Source organism: Marinimicrobium sp. C6131 (genome assembly GCF_026153455.1).
Lineage (GTDB): Bacteria > Pseudomonadota > Gammaproteobacteria > Pseudomonadales > Cellvibrionaceae > Marinimicrobium.
This window is the reverse complement of the sequence record NZ_CP110629.1, coordinates 2589826-2609696: the sequence shown is the minus strand read 5'-3', so window position 1 is coordinate 2609696 and position 19871 is coordinate 2589826. Positions and strand designations below refer to the sequence as shown.

Here is a 19871-nt window from a genome sequence, read left to right as displayed (position 1 = left end):
GGGGTGGTGTAGTCTGCTTGGAAACATTACTGGACTGGTTTCAGTCTGCTGCTGAATAGGAGAGTAGAGCGCATGTGGTATCAATTGTTGACGGTTGTAGAACGTTTGATGAGCGCAGGACGTCCGGCACGGATAGGGGTAGACCGTTCCTGGACACGCCGTAAACCCATGATGTGCATGGATGCACGAATGCCGCGATGGCATGGATGCCAAGGAGCGGCCCCTGGGGGCTCGCAACCGCGCTTCCCGCGCTCTACGGTCCAGGAACGGTCTACCCCTATCCGCGCCTCAGCGCTTCGTACCGGGCTTTTTGCCGTGGTGGCCTTAATGCTCGCCGCCTGCTCGCAGATTCCTTTCGGTATTCAGGAGCCTCAGGTCAAGGTCACGGGGCTTGAGCTTTTGCCGGCTCAGGGTATGGAGCAGCGCATTGCGGTGCATCTCGGTATCACCAATCCCAATGGGCGGGATTTGTCCGTGCGCGGGATCTCTTATAACATCGGCATCGAAAACATCGATGTCTTGAGCGGCGTTTCCAGCCAGGTGCCCACCCTCAAGGCTTATGAGGAGACTCCGGTGACCGTGGAGGTCTCCGCCAACCTGTTGTCCATTGCCCGCCTGGTCCAGCATTTCAGCCAGCGGGCGGTCAGTGACCGGGTCAGCTACAATTTCGACGCCAAGTTGGATTTCAGCCAGTGGCTGCCGTCCATGCGCGTCTCGGAGCAGGGCGAGATCAAGCTGCAGTATTAACGATAACGACCAGGAATTTGCATGAACGAAGTCGTAGTATCCCCCGACGCTGAAGAGCGCATCCCTCTCAAAGACTATACCGAGAAGGCGTATCTGGATTACTCCATGTACGTCATCCTTGACCGCGCCCTGCCCAATATCGGCGATGGGCTAAAGCCGGTTCAGCGCCGCATCGTTTATGCCATGAGCGAGCTGGGCCTGAAGGCGACGGCGAAGTTCAAAAAGTCCGCCCGGACCGTGGGTGATGTGATCGGTAAATTTCACCCGCACGGTGATTCCGCCGCCTATGAATCCATGGTGTTGATGGCTCAGCCCTTCTCCTACCGATATACGCTGGTGGACGGGCAGGGTAACTGGGGTTCGCCGGATGATCCCAAGTCATTTGCCGCCATGCGGTACACCGAGTCGCGCTTGGCTCGTTACAGTGAGGTACTGCTGGAGGAGTTGGGTCAGGGCACCGTCGACTGGCAGCCCAACTTTGATGGCACCATGGATGAGCCCAAGGTGCTGCCGGCGCGGGTGCCCAATGTACTGCTCAATGGCACCACCGGCATTGCCGTGGGTATGGCCACGGATATCCCGCCGCATAATCTTCGCGAGGTGGTCGAAGCCTGTATTCATCTGCTCGATAACCCCAAGGCGGATGTCAACGAGCTGTGCCAGTTCATTCAGGGCCCGGATATGCCCACCGAGGCCGAGCTGATCACGCCCCGGGAAGACCTGATCAAGATGTACCAGACCGGTCGTGGCAGCCTGCGCATGCGCGGTGTCTGGACCAGGGAAAAGGACAGCGGCGATATCATCATTACCGCACTGCCTCATCAGGTCAGCGGCGCCAAGATTCTGGAGCAGATTGCGGCCCAGATGCAGGCCAAAAAACTGCCCATGGTCACCGATCTGCGGGACGAGTCGGACCACGAAAACCCCACGCGGTTGGTGATCACCCCGCGCTCCAATCGCGTGGACGCAGAGCAACTGATGCAGCATCTGTTTGCCAGTACGGATCTGGAAAAAACCTACCGGGTCAACATGAACATGATCGGCATCGATGGCCGCCCGGGGGTGAAAAGCCTGGACGCCATTCTGTCCGAGTGGCTCAGTTTCCGCACCGTCACCACCCGACGTCGTCTGCAGTTTCGCCTGGATAAGGTGCAGAAGCGCCTGCACCTGTTGGAAGGCCTGCTGATTGCCTACCTGAACATTGATGAAGTCATTCACATCATCCGCACCGAAGATGAGCCCAGAGCGGTGCTGATGGAGCGTTTCGCGTTGTCCGAGGTTCAGGCCGATTACATCCTGGACACCAAGTTGCGCCAATTGGCCCGCCTGGAAGAAATGAAAATCCGCGGCGAGCAGGAAGCGCTGGAGAAAGAACGGGATCAGTTGGAGAAAACCCTCGGCTCCGCCACCCGTCTGAAAACGCTGATTCGTAAAGAGTTGCAGCAGGTGGCCAAGGACTACGGCGATGATCGTCGCTCGCCCATCGTCCAGCGCGAGGAAGCGCAGGCGTTCAGCGAAACGGAACTGATCGGGGTCGACCCGATCACTGTCGTGGTGTCCGAGAAAGGCTGGATCCGCTCCGCCAAAGGGCACGACATCGATCCGGCGGCGCTCAATTACAAGGCCGGGGACAGCTTCAAGTTTGCCGTGCGCGGCAAGACCAACCAGAGCGTGATGCTGCTCGATTCCACCGGACGCAGCTACGCCATTGCGGCCCACAATCTGCCCTCGGCCCGGGGCCAGGGTGAGCCGTTGAGTGGCCGTCTCAATCCGCCCAATGGTGCGACCTTTGAGGGAGCCCTGATGGGCAGTGATGAGCAGCGGGTGCTGCTCGCCTCGGACGCCGGTTATGGCTTTGTAGCCAGGCTGGGCGACCTGTACAGCAAAAACCGCGCGGGCAAGGCCATGCTGACCCTGCCCAAAGGGGGGCGGGTATTGGCGCCCCAACTGCTTGAAAACCCCGACAAAGACCTGCTCGCGGCGGTGAGCAACGAGGGCCGGCTGTTGGTGTTCCCGGTCACCGAGCTGCCGGAGCTGGCGCGTGGCAAGGGGAACAAAATCATGAACATCCCCTCGGCACGGGTCCAGAGCCGGGAAGAGTACGTGATTGCGGTTGGCGTCATTGCCGAGGGGCAGTCGCTGACATTGCACGCCGGTAAGCGGCATTTGACGCTGAAGGCGGGTGATCTCGATCACTATCGGGGCGAGCGTGGACGCCGTGGCAACAAACTGCCCCGGGGATTCCAGAAGGTGGACCGGGCCGAGGTATCCTGAGGCCCGTGAGCGCTTCCGTTGGGCGCACAAACAATAATAACCTGAGGACGCACTATGAGTGACAAGCGGGAGTACACGCGCACGCCTCTGGCATGCCGAATCAAAATTCAACATGAATCCATTGGCGAATTGATGGTCAAAACCCGTGATATCTCCGATGGCGGCGTGTTTGTGGTGCTTGAGCCGGACCAGATGCCGCCCATCGGGTCGGTGGTGACCGGGCAGGTGCAGGGCATGCCGGTGGAGGCACCGGTGGTGAAAATGGAGGTGGTTCGCACGGAGCCCGACGGCATCGGATTGAAATTTCTTCAGGATTAATGGAGGTTATATGCTCGTCAGCAAGCCGGGTAGGCGTTCGGCGGCCATAGTCGCGCTGGTGGCCGGGGTGATCGGGTTACTGTTGTCCCTGGCGATGGTAAGCCCTGTGCAGGCGGCGGTGGTGCTGCAATACCATCACGTGAGTGAATCGACTCCGGCTTCCACCAGCGTGACGCCCAAGCGGTTCCGCTCGCACATGGACTACCTGGAGAGTCACGATTTTGAGGTGGTGCCGCTCGAGACTCTGGTCGAGGCGCTGCAGGCCGGGGAGCCGCTGCCCGACCGGACGGTGGCCATCACCTTTGATGACGCCTATGAATCGGTATACACCGCAGCCTACCCGCTGCTCAAAGAGCGGGGTTGGCCTTTTACCGTGTTTGTGAATACCGACCCGCTGGACGACGGCAAGGGCGGTTTTACCACTTGGGACGAACTGCGTGAAATGGCCGAACACGGTGCCACCATCGCGAACCACTCCACCAGACACAATCACCTGCAACGCCGCAAAGACGGTGAAAGTCAGGCGCAGTGGCGCAAACGGATTGAGACGGAAGTGGTGGATGCCGAGCGGCGCATCAAAGAAGAAACCGGGCAAAGCCACAAAATGTTGGCTTACCCCTATGGCGAATACAACAATGAAGTCCAGGCTCTGCTGGAATCACTGGGCTACGTGGCCTTTGGCCAGCAGTCTGGTCCGCTCGGGGCTCACAGCGATCTGAGAGCCTTACCGCGTTTCCCGTTTGGCGGCCCCTATGGCGAGATTGAGGAGTTTGCCACCAAGGCCCAGACCCGTCCCATGCCCATAGAATCCGCCGAGCTGTACGCGGACGCGGCGCTGGATAAGCCCCTGGAGGAAGTTGTAGTGGCATCCGGCGCCCGGCCGGTGTTGGTGTTGAATCTTGAACAGGACAACCTGGCCGGTCGAATCAACTGTTTTGCCGGAGGCCAGGGGGCCATAGAAACCCGGGTAGAGGGGCGCCAATTGATCACTCAGCCCGGCAAGCCCCTGACGCCGGGCCGGACCCGTTATAACTGTACTGCTGGCACCGGAGAGTCCGGCCGCTTCTACTGGTTCTCGCAGCAGTGGCTGGTGACCGATGAAGAGGGGAGGTGGGTGCACGAGAACTGATTCTTGGCGGCGTTTGTCGGGTTACGGTCTTCGGCCTAACCCGACCCAGGAGCAGTCTACCCGTAGGTCGGGTTAGCGTGCAGCGCGCAACCCGACAAAATCCACGTCACCCCGCCTCGGTCTGCGATTCTGCTTCGACCTCCGCCGGCGCTTCGGACTCCTCTGGCGCCAACCAGGCCTCATGCACCTGCTCCAGCTCGTTGTAGCGAATCAGCTCCTTGAGCTCCTCAATGTACGCCTGTCCGCGGCTGGAATAGCGGATCAGCCCTTCCACCATCGCCATACCCGTCGGATTCCCGTCCTCGGCACGCTGCTGGGCGCGGATGTCCCGCACCTCCCGGTAGGCCCGGTTGGTGTTGATGTTGCGGAAATAGGTCGATACCGCTTCATTGACCGTTGAAAACTTCTGCACCTCATAGCTCATTCCGTCCGGACGGGCGCCAGGCACCAGGCCGCAGCCCTTGCGGTAGCACCACTGACCGAACAGATTGTTCGCTTCCTGGGCGAAACGCGAGGTGCCCCAGCCGGACTCTGCTGCCCCCTGTGCCAATACCATTTCCATAGGCAGAATATCGACGCGCTTGTGCAGTTCATCCAGAGCCTCTTGGGCGTTGGGGTAGTTGTCTTCATCCACACGGAAGTGGATCCGCAGACGTTCAAGTTGGGCTCGCTGGCTTCCGCTGAGCGTTTTTCCCGCTGCCAGTACCGTGCGCATGCCAGTCACGTCCTCGCGCAGCTGTTCCAGTTGATGGTTGCGCCACTCCACCATGGGAACCAGCATTTCGAAAAAGGCGCGTTTGCGATCCGGGATATGGCCGATGGCGGCAAAATCGGGTAGCTGTTTTACCTCCGCGGGGCGAGGCACCGCCGGAGGCTCCTGCCGTTCGGCGACGGTCTCTTCCATGGGCTGGGGCGGATGGTAGGCCAGGTAAAACGTCAGCACCAGACAGCCAAGGGGGAAGGCCACCAGGCTCAGGCCCAGCAGCCACTGGGTGAAACCCTGCTTCATACAATCACCTTTCAATACATCAATTTAAACAAAGGGTTACGTCGTTGGGCGGGTAAAGGATCAGAGATCCAGCTTGCGCCTGAGGGCCTCCAGCCGTTGGTGGTTCTCGTCGGCCGACAGAGGCGTTTCGGTGGTTTCGGGAAGGGCCGGTGTCTGGGGCAGAGGGAGCTCCACGCCGTTCATCACTTGCTCGCAGAGGCGCAGGTAGTGGCGCTCAAACACCGGAAATGCCACTTTCTCGGCACTGCTGGCCAGGAAAAACCAGTCACTGGCCAGGCCGGCATGGTACACCGCCGGATGGCTCCAGCGCTGGGCCGCCTTGGGGCTGGGCGCCCGGCAGGCCTCCACATAGGCGCTGTGGGCATCGGGCAGACCGAACTCCACCGGATCCCCCTGGCAGGCGCGCATCATCCGGTTCAGGGTTGGCAGAAACTCGGACTCTTCAATGACTTTGCGTGCGCCCCGTCGAATGGTGTCCGGTTCGAACCGGGTCAGGCTGTCCAGCCAGAGCTTCTTGATCTGGTTGAGCACCTGGGTATCGCTGTAGGCCTTGTAATACTGGTTGTGATAATTGATGCGGAACAGGGCAAAGGCCTCGTTGAGGGCATCAATGTGCCCATCGGTGGCGGCTTTGCGCTGCTGCTCAGCGGGCCCAGCTTCGGTCGGTGAGGTCCTGGACGAGGCTGCGATCGCGCGTTGTGCCTGGTCGAGAAGGGTCTTGCTGTCCTGCATGTTGGCCTGCCTGTGGGTTGTGCGTGGTCAGAGCGTGCTGGCGTGCCCAGTGGTACTTTACGTGCTGCAGAAACTTGGTGTTCCAGGAGCTGTGCACCTGGTTGCTGTCGCGCCAGTAGAGCACGAACTCCGGCACCTGGCGCTGGGCAAACGCCAGGTCGATATTGGCCAGTTTGAGCACGTCGTACACATCCTGGCTGGGTTGCCAGTTCTCCGGGATGCGCCGCAGCTCGGTATCGTGCTCGAGAGCGGCATTATACCTGAGCCACTGGCGTTTGACGTGCTGGATGAATTTGCTGTTCCAGGTGCGCCCCACATCGCCCCGCTCCTGCCAGTAGAGCACGAACTCGGGAATGGCGTCCTCGATGAACGCCAGGCTGATATTGGCGTGCTTGACCAGCACCTCCAGCGCATCCCGACTGGGACGCCAGCCGCTGTGCATGGCCACCTCCCGGTCGCGTCGGACCTGGTGCTCGGTCTGGGCCTCGCGCCATTGGCGCAGCAGATGCTTGAGGAACTTGGCTCCCCAGGCGTGGTGGCTCTCGCCCCGTTCGCGCCAGTAGGCAATGAACTCCGGCAGTTGCTCGCGCACAAAGTGGTCCGGGATGTTGTGCTGGGCAATGTGCCGCATCAGTTCGGCATCCGGTCGCCAGTGGGGGCTGATGCGGTTGGCGCCCGTCTGCGGGTCCGGGTTGTGGGCGGCGGGAGTGGCCGGGGCGCTCTGGGTCCGGTCGGTTTCGTTGAAGGCAAACAGCAGTTGGCGGCTTTCGGTGTAGGGGGCGGACTCGATCAGGATGATGCCCTTGTCCCGCAGGCTTTTGCTCACCCGCTGCAGGTCCTGGTCGTTCCAGAAGGGCAGCAGCGATTGCAGTTGCGGCGCTTCAAGCTTGAGCCAGTGGTGCCCCTGCCGATAGGTGCCCGGCCGGTAGTGGGCCACATCGCTGAGGGCGCTGAGTAAAATCGCTTCTTCCAGGCCAATGGTGGCGGCCAGTGAGGGCGAGAACAGCAGGGGTTTTTCGGGAATCAGCGATGAGGTCATGGGCGCTACTTTAGCACTGTTTGGGGGTGGGGTGCATGGGCCTGCTATTATACCCGCTGTCACTCAAAACCCGGAGGTCACTTTGCCAAAGAGAAAGTCCAAACCCCGTTTTACGGCCAAGAACTCGGACCGCCACGATCTGTATCAGCGCAGTGTTCAGGCACCGGAGTTCGAGGTGGCGTTCTTTGACAAAACATTCAAGAAGCTGCGCAAACGCCGCCCCTACACCATGCGTGAAGACTTCTGTGGTACCGCGCTACTGTGTGGCCACTGGGTGGACAGCCACAAAAAACGCACGGCGCTCGGCGTGGATATCGATCCGGACGTGTTGCAGTGGGGAGTCGAAAATAACCTCAAACCCTTCGGCGAGCCGGGCAATCGGGTCACGCTGGCTCAGCGCGATGTGCGTCAGGTGACCCGGGAGAAGTTCGATCTGGTCAATGCCATGAACTTCAGTTACTGGATTTTTCAGGAGCGGGCAGAGATGGTCCGCTACTTCAAATCCGTGCGAAAGTCTCTGGTGAAAGACGGGATCTTTTTTCTGGACATGTACGGTGGCTGGGAGTCCCAGGAGGTAATGGAAGAGACACGCAAAATCGAAGGTGGCTTTACCTATGTCTGGGACCAGCACAGCTTCGATCCGATGACCAATGTGGCCGTCAATTACATTCACTTCCGGTTTCGGGATGGCAGTGAAATGAAGCGCGCGTTTAAATACGTCTGGCGCCAGTGGTCCATGGTGGAAATCCGCGAGCTGCTGACCGAGGCCGGCTTCAAAAAGCTGCACATCTATTGGGATGTGGCCGATGGCAGCTTTCGGGAACGAAAGAAAATGGATAACCAGCCGGGGTGGCTCGCGTATATTGCCGCACTTGCGTAGCCTCACCGCAAGCTGCGGTACTCCCGCATGCTGTCCGGCTTGCTGTACACAATCTGCCACAGCTGTCCTTCGCGGGAACGGAAATAGGCCGCGCAGCTCAGCAGATAATATTTCCACATGCGATAAAAATGCCCCTGATCGTACTGGTCTTTCAGCTCAGGCCAGGCCGCATCAAAATTGCGCCACCAGGCCATCAGGGTTCGGTCGTAATCCGGTCCGAAGTTGTGCCAGTCTTCCATGCGGAGTAACCCCAGACTGCTGTCGTTGATCAGGCGGCGGCAGGGGATTTCGCCATTGGGGAAAATGTATTTCTCGATAAACGGGTCCACGCCGTTCTGCTCCCGATCCGTGCCGATGGTGTGCAACAAGAACAGACCATCATCGGCGAGCAGCCGGTCTACCGTCTCAAAGTACGTACGGTAATTCTTGTGGCCGACATGTTCGAACATACCGACCGACACGATTCGATCAAACTGCCCCTGCAGGGCCCGGTAATCCACCAGGCGGATCTCCACCGGTAGTCCGGCGCAGTGCTCCTGGGCCAGCCGCTGTTGCTCTCTGGAAATGGTGATGCCGGTTACCCTGGCGCCGTAATGGCGTGCAGCGAACTCGGCGAGACCGCCCCAGCCGCAACCGATATCCAGCAGCGTCATGCCCGGCTTCAGTTCCAGCTTGCGGCAGATCATGTCCAGTTTCTGATATTGCGCTTCTTCCAGATTGTCGGCGTTCGCCCAATAAGCGCAGCTGTAGATCATGCGGGAGTCGAGCATGCGTCGATACAGATCGTTACCGATATCGTAATGAACCTCCCCTACCTTGAAGGCCCGGTTGGGATCCTGCTTATTGATGACGGCAGCGCTGAGGTAGGCTTTCAGAAGCTGGAGGGTGCCAAACTTTTTGAGGCGCCGCTCCAGATGGGCGTGCAGAACACGAGTCATCATCTCGTCGATATGATCACAGTCCCAGTGGCCTTGCATGTAGGCTTCGGCAAACGCCAGAGGGGCGCCCGACGAGAGGGCCCGGGACAGGAAAGAGGGGTTGTATACCCGGATATCCCAGGGTCGATCACCGTTGATCCGGATGTCCGCTTCGGCCGCCAATTCAATGAAAAACTGCTCGGCAGCGGTGTGTTTGTCGGTACTGGGTGGGGTCTGCGTTCGCGTTTCTGGTGCTGAGGTGGTGTTCGCCATAATCCATCATTCTCCTGTAGTTTTAAAAACAGGGAGGCGGTACGTCAAGGATCCGCGCGTTTCTATGATCTTTAGCTTAAAAACATAGCGTTTGGGAACCGTGTTATCCAGTAACTGGAAGTAATTTCAGCCATTGTCAATGAAGACGGCCACTCGGGCCGTCCCCAATGTTGAATTACAGTGCGCTGTAATCCACCTCCGGAAGGGTCTCCACTGCGGGTTTGGCCAGTAGGTAACCCTGAATCAGGTGGATGCCCATGGAGCGCAGTGTGGCCAGCTCTCCGGCGGTTTCTACACCCTCGGCAATGACTTCCACGCCGAGTTCCCGGCAGGTGTTCACCACGCCCTGGACGATGGACTGGCGAATCCGGTTGGTATCGATATGGCGGATCAGGGCCATATCAAGCTTTATGATGCCGGGTTGGAAGTCGGCTAACAGATTGAGCCCGGCGTGACCCGCACCAAAATCGTCAATGGCGGTGGTGAAGCCCTGTGCATTGTACTCTTCGAAAATACCCTCAAGATGGCCGGGATCGCCCACCGGTTCTGATTCGTTGACCTCGAAAATGATGCGGTTGCACGGAAAATCAAATTTTTCTGCCGCCGCCAGTGTGGCGCGGATACAGCTTTTGGGTTCGTAGACGGCGTTGGGCAGAAAGTTGATGCTCAGAAACGTGGTTATCTCCAGCTTGGCGGCCAACTCGATGGCTTTGGTCCGGCAGGACTGATCGAATTGGTAGCGGTTATCGTCGGTGACTTGCTGCAGAATCTGGAAGGCGCCTTCGCCCTGGGTGCCTCGCACCAGAGCTTCGTAGGCAAACACTTCGCGTTTTTGGATATCCACAATGGGCTGAAAGGCCATGGTGAATTCGAAGGGGAGAGAGGGTAAATCCCGACAGCGACTGCAGCCCGAGGCTATCTGGGGTTCGGATTGTGACATGAAAACCAGCCCTTTGCGTTTGAACGGCACTTCTTGGATGCCTTATCAGTGATGTATAGGCCCACCCCCGCTACGGACGGCCAGCGTTTCCAGTATAGACAAGTTCTCCCCAAATAGCGTCAGATAGAGGCGCAAAAAAGTGTAAAAATGCGCCAAATTTACATTCCATAGGCTCTTTTCTCATGTTAGAACGAATCTATCAGGGCGATATGGCAAATCAAGTTTATTTATCAATGGGAATCATTATTATGGTGGTAATGGGCGGGGATTCCCTCGCCATTATGATGTTCAGCGGGTTGGGAGGCGATCATGACCAAGACAATGACGTTCGCTATGTTGCACTTTACGGTAGCCTTCAGCGTGGCCTACGTGATTACCGGCAGTTGGGTGGTGGGCGGCGCCGTGGCGCTGGTTGAGCCGGCGATCAACACCGTGGCGTACCACTTTCACGAGTTGGGCTGGAAGCGGCTGGAGCGCCGCGCAGTCCACTAGTCGCTCCTCTCCCGCAAGCGCTCCATGTCGAGCCAGTACGCCTCGCGGCTCCGAGGCGTTGCCTCCGTGAGGGTGGGGTTTTCCAGTGGGAAAGCTCGTCGCCCGGCGAGGTTTGAGCGGGTCAGAGCGTCTTCAATCATCGGATGTTGGAAGAAATATTCATCGTAGCGTCCGCTTTCCAGCGCTCGATCCAGCCCGGCATGAATGGCTTGCGCAAGCGCGGCGTTTTCCTTGCTGACAAACAGGTAGAACGGTAGAGGATAGACCAGGACCAACCGCTCTTCCACGGCCAGTGGTAAATCCGGTCGCGCCGCCAGCTCGGTCCAGGGCTCCAGAACGCCTCTCGGAAAGGCGTCGAAGCGCCCCCCCTCCACCATATAAAACAGGTTGTCGTATTTGCTGGTGGTGATGACCTCCAGGCCGTTGGCTTCCAGAATGGCAATGTCGGGCCAGCCCGCGCCCTGCCCAAAGGTCAGCGCTTTCAGGTCCGTGATGTCTGTAACGCGGCTCATGTCCGCCTGACGATCCGGATTGATGATGAACACCCGATAGCCCAGCAGGCCTTTCAGGAGCGGGAACCGGATGGGGCGCAGGCGGCTTTCCACCTCCTGGTTTGACGATAGCCACATCACATCCATCTGGTCCGATTCCAGTCGTTCAATGGCCCGCGTCTGGGTAATGGGGTCATCGCTGATGGCGAGTTCGTAGTCACCGTCCATAAATTCCAGCGCGACCCGAAGGGCGCCGACCGCAAACTCATCCAGTGGGTGATCGGTCTGATTGACGCGCAGGGTCGTCTGGGCCTGGGTGTTGGTTGCGGCGGTGGCGCCAATCAGGGCCAGAACCCAGCATCCGCGGCGGGCTCGTGCCAACAGGCGCTCTAAAGTGTGTGACATGTTGAGCCTCAAACTTTGAAGTTGTGCATGCGCCGCTGCAGCTCGTTGTTCTCCTGCAGCAGCTCCTCGGAGCTGGCCCGCATGCTGCGCGCGTTGTCCGATACTTTGCCCGACAGGGTGAAGACGGACTCGATGAAGCGGTTGACCTCACTGGCGACCGAGCTTTGTTCTTCCGCGGCGGTGGCCACCTGGTGATTCATGTCGTTGATGGTGCTGATGTGGGCCTGCACGCTTTCCAGTACATGCTGCACTTCTTTGCCGCTCTCTACGGTCTGCTGTGCCCAATGGGTATTCTGCTCCATGGCATCGTGGGCCTCATCGGCGTGACTCTGCAATTGCAGCACGATCTGCTCAATCTCTTCGGTGGAGCTCTGGGTGCGCTGAGCCAGCGTGCGCACTTCATCGGCTACGACGGCGAAGCCGCGGCCCTGCTCTCCGGCGCGAGCGGCTTCAATGGCGGCGTTCAGCGCCAGCAGGTTGGTCTGTTCGGCAATCGCGCGAATCACTTCGATGACCTTGCCGATATTCTGACTGCTGTCTTTCAGCAGGGTGATCTTGTCGGCGGTCTGCTCGATCTGGCGCGTCAGGCGCAGAATATTGCTCTGGGACGACTGCACCACACTGACCCCACGACTGGAGGCGTCATGGGTGTCCCGGGTGCGCTCGGCGGTCTCCCCCGATGAACGGGCCACCTCTTCGGCCGAGGCCGAGAGCTGGTTGATGGCGGTGGAGGCCTGCTCCAGTTGCTTGAGCTGCTCCTCGGTCGAGTGGGAGCTGTCGTTGGATGCCTGGCTCATCTGCTGGACGTGCTGGTCGAACGTGTTGGTGACCTCGACCACCCCGCGGATGATGGCGGCTATCTGGTCGATCACCCGGTTGTAACTGTGCGAGAGGTGGGCTATCTCATCCCCACTGTCGGTCGGCAGGCGCCGGGTCAGGTCACCGCCGCCCTCGGCAATATGGGTCAGATTGTCGGTAATCAGGTTCAGCGGTTTGAGGACGATGCGTCGAATCAGCAGCGCCAGGGTGATCAGGACCGCCACCAGCAGTACCACCACCATGATCACGCCCAACGAGACCTGATTGCTCAGCACCTGTGCCATCTGCTCCGAGGAGAACACCACGTCATAGCGTCCGATCACATCACCATCGCGGACGACTTCCACCGCCTCGCGGCGGTGCTGATTGGCGGGAACGGCCCCGTCACTGACGCTGGCATCGGCCATGGCCTTGCCCCGGTGGTCGGTGATTTCCAGTTGGTCGATGAGGGCGGTGTTCACCAGGGATTCGGCGATGGCCTCAAGCTGCTGGAAGTCGTAGGCAAACAGGGGCTCAAGCAATGAAGAGTTGATCAACTCAAGGTTGCGGTCAATTTCCTGCTCGAAATTGCTTTGTTGCTGACGAGCCAGGTAGGTATAGCTTGCGGCCAGGATGATGGCAGCAACGGTGAGCATCAGTGCCGCCATGGCCGCCATGAGTTTGAATGAGAGTGAGCGAAGCATAAAAGGCCCTGCTGCAATGGTTACTTATAGTAGTTTTCACCATTTATAGCACAGGTCGGGAAAATGTACACGCCAGAATGGCGTCAAAGGTTGCCTTTCAGAGCTCCTGCTCTTCTTCAGCCTCCCGGGCGCGGTCCCGCCGATAGACCATCCGGCCAAAGAACACGCCGACCTCGAACAGCAGCCACATGGGCAGGGCCAGTAGCGTTTGGGAGATCACATCGGGCGGGGTCAGAACCATGCCCATCACGAAGCAGCCGACGATCACATAAGGTCGTTTTTGGGCGATGCCATCCGGGGTGATGATGCCCGCGTGAATCATCAGGATGGTGGCAATGGGAATCTCGAAGGCTACACCGAAGGCGAAAAACAGCTTCAGAACGAAGTCCAGGTACTTGGCGATGTCGGTCATGACCGCCACGCCTTCGGGCCCGACACTGGTGAAAAAGCCGAATATCAGCGGGAACACCACAAAATAGGCGAACGCCATCCCGCCGTAAAACAGCACCACACTGGAAGCCAGTAGAGGCAGGGCCAGGCGCTTCTCGTGGGTGTACAGGCCGGGGGCGATGAAGGCCCAGATCTGGTGCAGGATAAACGGCGCGGCCAACAGCACGGATACAAACAGCGTCAGCTTGAACGGCGTCAGGAAGGGGGAGGCCACGTCGGTGGCAATCATCCCGGTGGATTCCGGCAGGAATTTCTGCAGCGGCGCCGCGGTCAGTGTGTAAATGTCGTTGGCGAAGTAAAACAGCCCCAGAAAGATCACCAGCACGATGACGATGATCCGCAGCAGGCGGTTGCGCAGCTCAATCAGATGTTGAACCAGAGGCAGCTCTTTGTCGTTCGGGGTTACGGTCATGCTCGGGCTCAGGAAGAGGGCGTCTGTGAATCACGGGGTGCCTTGGCCGGCTCGGAGGAGGCGTCGCCGGGCTCAGAATCAGTGCCCTTGCCGTCCGCATCGTTGGTGCCAGTATCGGTACCGGTGTTGCTGGATGAGTCGCCGTCCTTGGATTCAGTGTGCGCGTGGTCGGGCAGTTCGGGCTCGTCCTCGTCCTTGTATTTTTTCAGCGGCGTCTGGAACGAGCCTTCCTCCACCGCCTCCTGTACCTGACGGCGGGTGGCCTCCAGACTGCGCATCACCTCTTCATTGTGTAACTGGCGGCGAATGTCGTCGGCGCCGAGCTGTTTTTCCAGCTCGCTGCGGGTTTCCCGCAGGCTGCGCTTGAGCCGGCCGATCCACAGGCCCACGGCGCGAGCGGCTTCGGGCAGGCGCTCCGGACCTATGACCACCAGGCCCACAATCGCGATGATCAGCAGCTCAAAGAAACCGATATCGAACACTCAAACACCTTTTAAGGCAGATACTAAATTGGCGTCATCCCGTCTGGGGAGTGCGCCGCCGGCTCAGTCAGGGCACGCCCGAGGGCGTTGCCGGGGATTACGAGCGTTTTTTGTCGTCCGCTGCGGTTTTTTCCTGCTGGGTCTGAGCACTGTTCGGGTCGGTTTTGTCTTCAACGTTGCGCTTGGCGCTGTCGTCGTCTTTCTCGCTGTCTTTTTCGGCGTCGTCATCGCTGACAGACTTCTTGAAGCCCTTGATCGCTTTGCCCAGGTCGCTGCCAATGCTGCCCAGACGCTTGGTGCCGAACAACAGGACCACAATGGCCAGAATGATCAGCAACTGCCAAATGCCAATTCCACCAAATCCCATAACCTTACCCTCTACTTATGTTTGGTTGTTGCGCGCCGCTTTTTCGGCGTGGCCGGATAAATCAAAGCGCCGCGCCAGCTCGTTGAGCACCGCGTCGGCATTTTCGCCTAAATGCGACAGCATGACCAGAGTGTGAAACCACAAGTCAGCGGTTTCCATGATCAGGTGCTGGTTGTCACCATCGCGCTCGGCATCTTTGGCGGCGAGCAGGGTTTCGGTGCACTCCTCGCCGACTTTTTCAAGAATCTTGTTCAGACCCTTGGCGTGCAGGCTGGCCACATAGGACGATTCGGGGTCCGCGCTCTGTTTGCGGGCCTCCAGAACGCGGGTCAGCTCTGCGAGTACCTGCTGGGTGTTCGGTGTGCTCATGCTCAGTAGATCTCGTTGGGGTCTTTCAGAACCGGCTCCACGGTCTGCCACTGGCCGTCTTTCAGGGTCCGGTAAAAACAGGATTCCCGGCCGGTGTGGCAGGCGATACCGCCCAGCTGTTTCACCTTGAGCACAATGGCATCGGCATCGCAATCCAGCTCAATGCTTTTCAGCTCCTGCACATGGCCGGAGGATTCGCCTTTGCGCCACAGTTTACCCCGGGAACGGGACCAGTATACGGCGCGGTTCTCCCTGGCGCTCAGCGCCAGGGACTCGCGGTTCATCCAGGCCATCATCAGAATCCGGCCGCTGTCGGCGTCCTGGGCTATGGCGGGAACCAGCCCATCGTCGTTCCATTTGACCTGATCGAGCCAGGTGGCCTGAGTATTGTCGGGGGTATCCGGAGTGCTCATGGTGGTTCGGCGCTTCGCAAGCGGTTAGTCGGAGCGAGAGTGTAGCAGCCCGAGGCCAGCGTCGTCACGATTCGCCGCCGGCTTTTTGGCTCGCCGCCGGCTTGTGAGAGGGCGCGCCTTCCCTGGCGCGGGGATTAGTCGGCAGTGTCTGCCCAGTGGCCGTTGCGGTAGGCCTGCACCCTTCCGGTCTCATCGTCGAGCCTGAACAGGTACAGCCAGCCGTTCCCGGTCAACGCCTGCAGTACCGGGTGACGGGCGATGATGTCGTCAATCGCCCCGGTCGGCGCAGCCAGGTAGGCGCTCAGGCGCAGTGGCTCGTGCCGCCAGCGCTCCCCGTCGTGTAACGATTGCAGGGGCAGGCCAATGCGCAGATCGCCGCCGTTGCCTTCAAACACGCCGATGTGACCGCCGACCACGTTGTGCAGTACTTTGTTGCCGCTGCCGAATTTGCGGTTGTCCAGGGTGGAGCAGTTGTACTGCATGTTGATCCAGTGGGCCACCACCAGGGGGGCGGTCATGATCAGTTCCAGGCGCGTGTATTCCGGGTCGGTGCGCCAATCGTAATCGTGCAGAAAACTCCGCCCCTGCAGATCGATCGGGGCGGTCACCGAGCGCGGCGCGGCAATAAACGCGGCGTTGTTGGCCAGGCCCCATTCCGGGCGGGTCTGGGACCAATCGGCGTTGCGCTGGCAGAGCTGTTTGTCCAGGTCCGCCTGATCAGGTTTGAGGCCCAGGCTGGCTGCCCGCTCTCGCTGGGCACCGGCGCTGGCCTGGGTCAGCCACCCGCGGGTCGGGGCGTCCAGTGACTCCTCGCCTTCGAGCACCTCGATATGATCGGTGACCGTGTGGTGCAGTGCGGGCACGAAGCGGCATGACTCCGGGATGGCGATTCCGGCCTCCGCCAGGGGCGCACGCAGTGCCGGGTCGTTGAGCAGCCGGGCCAGGGCGCGTACCGACACTTCACCGGATTGTCCTCCACAGGCGCCGCATTCCAGCCCCGCCGCGTGCGGGTTGTTCTCGGTGTGGCTGCCGTGGCCCACCAACAACACCCGGGAGGCAAAACGCTCGGTCAGCCCCATGGCGGTCAATACGTTGCGCAACAGGGTGACCTGGTCGGCCTGGGTCAAGGGTTCTCCCGAATCGCGCCAGTGCCAATGCAGTGCGCTCAGCTCAAGGCGTTCGGGCGCCTTGCCCGGCAACAGCGAGCGGCCCAGCAGCTTACCCGCATACAGCAGGCCACCGGCCTCGACCGCGGTAAAAGTGGCCGCGGCGGTTTGCGACCACTCCTGGAAGCGTGCCCTCCAGTTGAGCCGCCGTGCCTCGGCATTGGCCTGCCCGGAGGTGCCGAGCCGGACTTCCACCTGGGGCGCGAGCAGCCCGGGCAGGTGCGGCTGGGCCAGCGCCGAGCCGGGGGTGACCACGCTCAGGGGCAGACCAAAGAAACCGGCAAACCCCAGGGTCTGGATGTTCGGTTCCTGCTGCTCCAGAGCCCGGCGCAACGGCTCTGAGCGCACATCGATGCAGAATACCGCCTGCAGCGAGGGTGTGTCCGCCACCCTGCGGGGCGCGTGCGCCCCTTGCGTCAGCGACCGATGGAGCGGTTGTTGGTAGGCGAGTTCGGCCGCCCGCTGCCATACCCACAGCGGCCGCTGGGCCTGGCGGTGACGCTCGAACAATTCGGGCAGACTGTCCAGTTCGCGCCGCCAGAGCCAACTCAGGTTCTCTGCCTGTTCCGGGTGGCGACGGTGCAGGTAGCGCCACAGGACCAGCTCCCAGGCCATACGAATGGCCAGCAGGCTGCGCATTTCCGTGGCCGAGGCATTGTCGTTTTCGCCCAGCTCGCGCTGCCAATCCCGATAGGCCACCCAGGCGGCCCAGCCGTTGATGTCCAACAGCAGCGCCTGGGCGTAGTCGCCAAGCTGTGTGGCATCGACGCCGAGCTCGGCGGTCGCCGCCTGAAACAGCCCCTCATCGGTCGCGGGCAGCGTACCGAAAAACCGTCCCAGACCGGGCTCCGCCATCAGAATGGCGATGCCCCGGTCCACTCGGGTAATCCGCAGCCATTGCTGATACAGGGTGGGATCGGACGAGCGCTCGCCCTGCGGATTCAACCGCTCGGTATTGAAGGGACCGTCCTCCTGATAGTGCGCGGCACAGAACTGACTGATCTGATGGATAATTTCGTCCCGCCAGGCCATTTTGTGCTGCCGGTCCCGGGCGGCGTCCACCAGGTCGCTGATGTTGTGCCAGTGGGGCAGCTCGCTCAGCGTTTTCACCACTTTCAGCAGGTTCTGGTAGTTGCCGGGGTAGCCCAGCTCGGCCGCCGCCCGCGTCAGGTGTTCCGCCTGAATCTCTCCGTTCTGCCAGCGCTGCAGGTAATGGCTGGGCGGCATCAGGGAATGGATATAGGCCAAAGACGACAGGCGTGCGGCCACCTCATCGACGGGCTCCTCGCGCATGGCCCACAGCGGGTTGACGGCAATCATGCGGTCCAGAGGCCAGTTGGGGGCGATGCCGGCGCAGGCGCGATCCAGGGCCTGCTCTTGCGCGGTTGTCAGCAGTTGGGCCTGTTCGGTGGTATCGGGCTCCCCGGTCAGTGGGGCGGACGTCTTCTCGAACGCGGTCATAGCAAACCCTCCTCAGAGATGGGGTGCAACTGCTTGGGGCGCGCCCGGGTCGGGAGCCGGTGCGGCCAGAGTTTGAGCGTGGTTTTGGTGACCCATTCATCCAGATAGAAGCCGGCGTAGAGCGCCACCGCCAGCCGCTGAACAGCGGGTCGGTGGGCGCCATGGCGCAGCAGCGCATAGGCGATGAACAGCGCGGCAAACAGGGCGCTCATCCACAGGTCCGCCCACAGCGGGGTGGCTCGGGGGTAGTCGGGGAAAAACAGGCCGAACAGGGTTTTCAGGCTGAAGTAGATGGCGGCCAGCGCGCCCGCCAGGGCGGCGAAGCGCAGCAGGGAGCCGGCGCTGAGCCGGCTGTCGCGCTCGGCCATCAGGGTGGTCAGTGCCAGGGCGAGCAGCACCCAGGGGCTGAAGGTTTCCGGCCAGGCCAGACCAAGACCGTAGTGACCCGCGGACAACAGGCCGGCCACCAGCAGAACACTGCACAGCCCGGCGCCAAGCCACTGGCCAATCGCGGGCGTGCGGGCCGGGGCCAGCCGGCGCTGCCGGTCCTGAACGACTGCTTCACCGGAACTGAGGAAGGCGTAAGCCTTGTAGCAGGAGTGGGCCAACAAGTGCAGCAGCGCCAGTTCCACCAGGCCCAGGGCAATTTCCACCAGCATCAGCCCCATCTGGGCGCTGGTGGACCAGGCCAGACGGACCTTGATGCTGATGCGGGTCATCATCACCAGGGCGGCCAGCACACTGCTCAGGCCTGCCACCACCAGCAGCAACGCCTGCGCCGGAGCGGACTGCAGCACCAGCGGGGCAAACAACAACAGGAGGTAGCCCCCGAGATTGATGACCCCACCGTGCAGGGTGGCGGACACCGGGGTGGGGGCTTCCACCACCTGAATCAGCCAGCCGTGCAGGGGCAGTTGGGCGCATTTGATCAGCGCGGCCATTGCCAGCAGGCTGGCCGCCAACTGCTCGGTCAGGGTCAGGGATACTGGCCCGGCATAGGCGGCGACGATGGTACTGATCTGCCCGGTACCGTGGTGCAGGTACAGCAGGGCAAAGGCGCTCAGGGCACACAGTTCGGCGGCCCGGGCGAACAGAAACTTCTTGTGGGCCGCCAGTGCGGCGCGCGGGCGCTCAGGGTAGAACATCAGCAATTGGTGCATGGCCAGGCTGATACCCAGCCAGGCCGCCAGAAACAGGAGTAAGTGGTCACTCAGCACCGCGACACTGACGGCGGCGAATACCGCCTGCACCAGCGCCGCGAATCGGGTCTGGCGAGGCTCACCCTGGAGGTAGCGAGCGCTGTAGCGCACCACCACAAAGCCGATGAAACTCACCAGCGTCAGCATGATCAGGTTGAGGGGGGCGGACTGCCAGAATCCGGCCTCAGCGCCCGGCACCAGCGCCCAGACCAACAGGCCGAGGGCCAGCAGCAGTGCGCCGCAAGTGGACGCGGTGGCAAGGCGCCAGGCCGGGTCGGGGGTTTTCTGGCGGGCGCTGAATGCCGCTCCCAGGGCCAGAAGTAGGGGAACGGCGCTCAACAGCAGGGTGGGGAGGGATTCACTCCAGTTCATACATCGACTCCGTGGTCATCATTTTTTGAGTC

Annotated in this window: 20 protein-coding genes; 6 read left to right on the top strand and 14 right to left on the bottom strand. The window is 60.7% G+C overall.

Translation table 11 applies throughout. The features are described 5' to 3' along the window. Window positions 1-327: 327 nt before the first annotated feature. From OOT55_RS11330 to OOT55_RS11315, 4 genes are read left to right on the top strand one after another with little or no spacing between them, the layout of a single operon-like run. The gene (locus OOT55_RS11330) at window positions 328-747 is read left to right on the top strand and encodes an LEA type 2 family protein (protein ID WP_265365981.1); all 420 of its coding nucleotides are present in this window, start codon (window positions 328-330) and stop codon (window positions 745-747) included. Window positions 748-768: 21 nt separating this feature from the next. Next, window positions 769-3021 (top strand): DNA topoisomerase IV subunit A, encoded by a 2253-nt coding sequence (gene parC / locus OOT55_RS11325; protein ID WP_265365980.1) that lies wholly within the window; start codon window positions 769-771, stop codon window positions 3019-3021. A gap of 54 nt (window positions 3022-3075) precedes the next feature. After that, complete coding sequence (locus tag OOT55_RS11320) at window positions 3076-3339, top strand: PilZ domain-containing protein (protein WP_265365979.1); 264 nt, start codon at window positions 3076-3078, stop codon at window positions 3337-3339. Between the two features lie 10 nt (window positions 3340-3349). Continuing rightward, complete coding sequence (locus OOT55_RS11315) at window positions 3350-4468, top strand: polysaccharide deacetylase family protein (protein ID WP_265365978.1); 1119 nt, start codon at window positions 3350-3352, stop codon at window positions 4466-4468. A 106-nt stretch (window positions 4469-4574) separates the two neighbouring features. Here the strand turns inward: OOT55_RS11315 and OOT55_RS11310 are convergent, their stop codons facing one another. The 3 genes from OOT55_RS11310 to OOT55_RS11300 are packed head-to-tail and all read right to left on the bottom strand — an operon-like array spanning window position 4575 to window position 7248. Then, a complete protein-coding gene (locus OOT55_RS11310; RefSeq protein WP_265365977.1) occupies window positions 4575-5477 on the bottom strand; it encodes a glucosaminidase domain-containing protein in 903 nt (300 codons plus the stop codon). Between the two features lie 60 nt (window positions 5478-5537). Next, window positions 5538-6209, bottom strand: a complete 672-nt coding sequence (locus OOT55_RS11305) for a replication protein P (RefSeq protein WP_265365976.1) — start codon at window positions 6207-6209, stop codon at window positions 5538-5540. Further along, window positions 6121-7248 (bottom strand): DnaT-like ssDNA-binding domain-containing protein, encoded by a 1128-nt coding sequence (locus tag OOT55_RS11300; protein WP_265365975.1) that lies wholly within the window; start codon window positions 7246-7248, stop codon window positions 6121-6123. The genes OOT55_RS11305 and OOT55_RS11300 overlap by 89 nt, the downstream gene beginning before the upstream one ends. Window positions 7249-7330: 82 nt before the next feature. Here OOT55_RS11300 and OOT55_RS11295 point away from each other — a divergent pair, with 82 nt between their 5' ends. Then, on the top strand, window positions 7331-8128 hold the full coding sequence (locus OOT55_RS11295) for a class I SAM-dependent methyltransferase (RefSeq protein WP_265365974.1): 798 nt from the start codon (window positions 7331-7333) through the stop codon (window positions 8126-8128). A gap of 2 nt (window positions 8129-8130) precedes the next feature. Here OOT55_RS11295 and cfa read toward each other — a convergent pair whose 3' ends face one another. Both cfa and OOT55_RS11285 read right to left on the bottom strand, forming a co-directional pair. Next, a complete protein-coding gene (gene cfa / locus OOT55_RS11290) occupies window positions 8131-9318 on the bottom strand; it encodes a cyclopropane fatty acyl phospholipid synthase (RefSeq protein WP_265365973.1) in 1188 nt (395 codons plus the stop codon). Between the two features lie 175 nt (window positions 9319-9493). Beyond that, window positions 9494-10258 carry an EAL domain-containing protein gene (locus OOT55_RS11285; protein ID WP_265365972.1) on the bottom strand — a complete coding sequence of 255 codons (765 nt, stop codon included), beginning with the start codon at window positions 10256-10258 and terminating at the stop codon, window positions 9494-9496. 309 nt (window positions 10259-10567) lie between these two features. Between OOT55_RS11285 and OOT55_RS11280 the strand changes: the two genes are divergently transcribed. After that, entirely contained in the window at window positions 10568-10750 is a 183-nt protein-coding gene (locus OOT55_RS11280; RefSeq protein WP_265365971.1) for a DUF2061 domain-containing protein, read from the top strand. Here OOT55_RS11280 and OOT55_RS11275 read toward each other — a convergent pair. The 9 genes from OOT55_RS11275 to OOT55_RS11235 form a co-directional block, all read right to left on the bottom strand. After that, window positions 10747-11646 carry a substrate-binding periplasmic protein gene (locus tag OOT55_RS11275; RefSeq protein WP_265365970.1) on the bottom strand — a complete coding sequence of 300 codons (900 nt, stop codon included), beginning with the start codon at window positions 11644-11646 and terminating at the stop codon, window positions 10747-10749. The two genes, OOT55_RS11280 and OOT55_RS11275, sit on opposite strands and share 4 nt — an antisense overlap. Window positions 11647-11654: 8 nt before the next feature. After that, a complete protein-coding gene (locus OOT55_RS11270; RefSeq protein WP_265365969.1) occupies window positions 11655-13148 on the bottom strand; it encodes a methyl-accepting chemotaxis protein in 1494 nt (497 codons plus the stop codon). A 97-nt stretch (window positions 13149-13245) separates the two neighbouring features. Then, complete coding sequence (gene tatC / locus OOT55_RS11265; protein ID WP_265365968.1) at window positions 13246-14010, bottom strand: twin-arginine translocase subunit TatC; 765 nt, start codon at window positions 14008-14010, stop codon at window positions 13246-13248. 8 nt (window positions 14011-14018) lie between these two features. After that, a complete protein-coding gene (gene tatB, locus OOT55_RS11260; protein ID WP_265365967.1) occupies window positions 14019-14492 on the bottom strand; it encodes a Sec-independent protein translocase protein TatB in 474 nt (157 codons plus the stop codon). Window positions 14493-14589: 97 nt separating this feature from the next. Beyond that, window positions 14590-14859 carry a twin-arginine translocase TatA/TatE family subunit gene (gene tatA, locus OOT55_RS11255; RefSeq protein WP_265365966.1) on the bottom strand — a complete coding sequence of 90 codons (270 nt, stop codon included), beginning with the start codon at window positions 14857-14859 and terminating at the stop codon, window positions 14590-14592. A gap of 15 nt (window positions 14860-14874) precedes the next feature. Continuing rightward, window positions 14875-15228, bottom strand: a complete 354-nt coding sequence (locus tag OOT55_RS11250; RefSeq protein ID WP_265365965.1) for a phosphoribosyl-ATP diphosphatase — start codon at window positions 15226-15228, stop codon at window positions 14875-14877. 2 nt (window positions 15229-15230) lie between these two features. Continuing rightward, the gene (hisI, locus tag OOT55_RS11245; protein WP_265365964.1) at window positions 15231-15641 is read right to left on the bottom strand and encodes a phosphoribosyl-AMP cyclohydrolase; all 411 of its coding nucleotides are present in this window, start codon (window positions 15639-15641) and stop codon (window positions 15231-15233) included. A 134-nt stretch (window positions 15642-15775) separates the two neighbouring features. Further along, window positions 15776-18268 (bottom strand): YbcC family protein, encoded by a 2493-nt coding sequence (locus OOT55_RS11240; RefSeq protein WP_265365963.1) that lies wholly within the window; start codon window positions 18266-18268, stop codon window positions 15776-15778. Then, window positions 18265-19839 carry an NADH-quinone oxidoreductase subunit L gene (locus tag OOT55_RS11235; protein ID WP_265365962.1) on the bottom strand — a complete coding sequence of 525 codons (1575 nt, stop codon included), beginning with the start codon at window positions 19837-19839 and terminating at the stop codon, window positions 18265-18267. The genes OOT55_RS11240 and OOT55_RS11235 overlap by 4 nt, the downstream gene beginning before the upstream one ends. Between the last annotated feature and the right edge of the window lie 32 nt (window positions 19840-19871).

What these genes read in the sequence shown, in the direction of transcription:
- OOT55_RS11330 (WP_265365981.1), top strand. Translation starts at nt 328, where the DNA reads ATGCTCGCCGCCTGCTCGCAGATTCCTTTCGGTATTCAGGAGCCTCAG.
- parC (WP_265365980.1), top strand. Translation starts at nt 769, where the DNA reads ATGAACGAAGTCGTAGTATCCCCCGACGCTGAAGAGCGCATCCCTCTC.
- OOT55_RS11320 (WP_265365979.1), top strand. Translation starts at nt 3,076, where the DNA reads ATGAGTGACAAGCGGGAGTACACGCGCACGCCTCTGGCATGCCGAATC.
- OOT55_RS11315 (WP_265365978.1), top strand. Translation starts at nt 3,350, where the DNA reads ATGCTCGTCAGCAAGCCGGGTAGGCGTTCGGCGGCCATAGTCGCGCTG.
- OOT55_RS11310 (WP_265365977.1), bottom strand. Translation starts at nt 5,477, where the DNA reads ATGAAGCAGGGTTTCACCCAGTGGCTGCTGGGCCTGAGCCTGGTGGCC.
- OOT55_RS11305 (WP_265365976.1), bottom strand. Translation starts at nt 6,209, where the DNA reads ATGCAGGACAGCAAGACCCTTCTCGACCAGGCACAACGCGCGATCGCA.
- OOT55_RS11300 (WP_265365975.1), bottom strand. Translation starts at nt 7,248, where the DNA reads ATGACCTCATCGCTGATTCCCGAAAAACCCCTGCTGTTCTCGCCCTCA.
- cfa (WP_265365973.1), bottom strand. Translation starts at nt 9,318, where the DNA reads ATGGCGAACACCACCTCAGCACCAGAAACGCGAACGCAGACCCCACCC.
- OOT55_RS11285 (WP_265365972.1), bottom strand. Translation starts at nt 10,258, where the DNA reads ATGTCACAATCCGAACCCCAGATAGCCTCGGGCTGCAGTCGCTGTCGG.
- OOT55_RS11280 (WP_265365971.1), top strand. Translation starts at nt 10,568, where the DNA reads ATGACCAAGACAATGACGTTCGCTATGTTGCACTTTACGGTAGCCTTC.
- OOT55_RS11275 (WP_265365970.1), bottom strand. Translation starts at nt 11,646, where the DNA reads ATGTCACACACTTTAGAGCGCCTGTTGGCACGAGCCCGCCGCGGATGC.
- OOT55_RS11270 (WP_265365969.1), bottom strand. Translation starts at nt 13,148, where the DNA reads ATGCTTCGCTCACTCTCATTCAAACTCATGGCGGCCATGGCGGCACTG.
- tatC (WP_265365968.1), bottom strand. Translation starts at nt 14,010, where the DNA reads ATGACCGTAACCCCGAACGACAAAGAGCTGCCTCTGGTTCAACATCTG.
- tatA (WP_265365966.1), bottom strand. Translation starts at nt 14,859, where the DNA reads ATGGGATTTGGTGGAATTGGCATTTGGCAGTTGCTGATCATTCTGGCC.
- OOT55_RS11250 (WP_265365965.1), bottom strand. Translation starts at nt 15,228, where the DNA reads ATGAGCACACCGAACACCCAGCAGGTACTCGCAGAGCTGACCCGCGTT.
- hisI (WP_265365964.1), bottom strand. Translation starts at nt 15,641, where the DNA reads ATGAGCACTCCGGATACCCCCGACAATACTCAGGCCACCTGGCTCGAT.
- OOT55_RS11240 (WP_265365963.1), bottom strand. Translation starts at nt 18,268, where the DNA reads ATGACCGCGTTCGAGAAGACGTCCGCCCCACTGACCGGGGAGCCCGAT.
- OOT55_RS11235 (WP_265365962.1), bottom strand. Translation starts at nt 19,839, where the DNA reads ATGAACTGGAGTGAATCCCTCCCCACCCTGCTGTTGAGCGCCGTTCCC.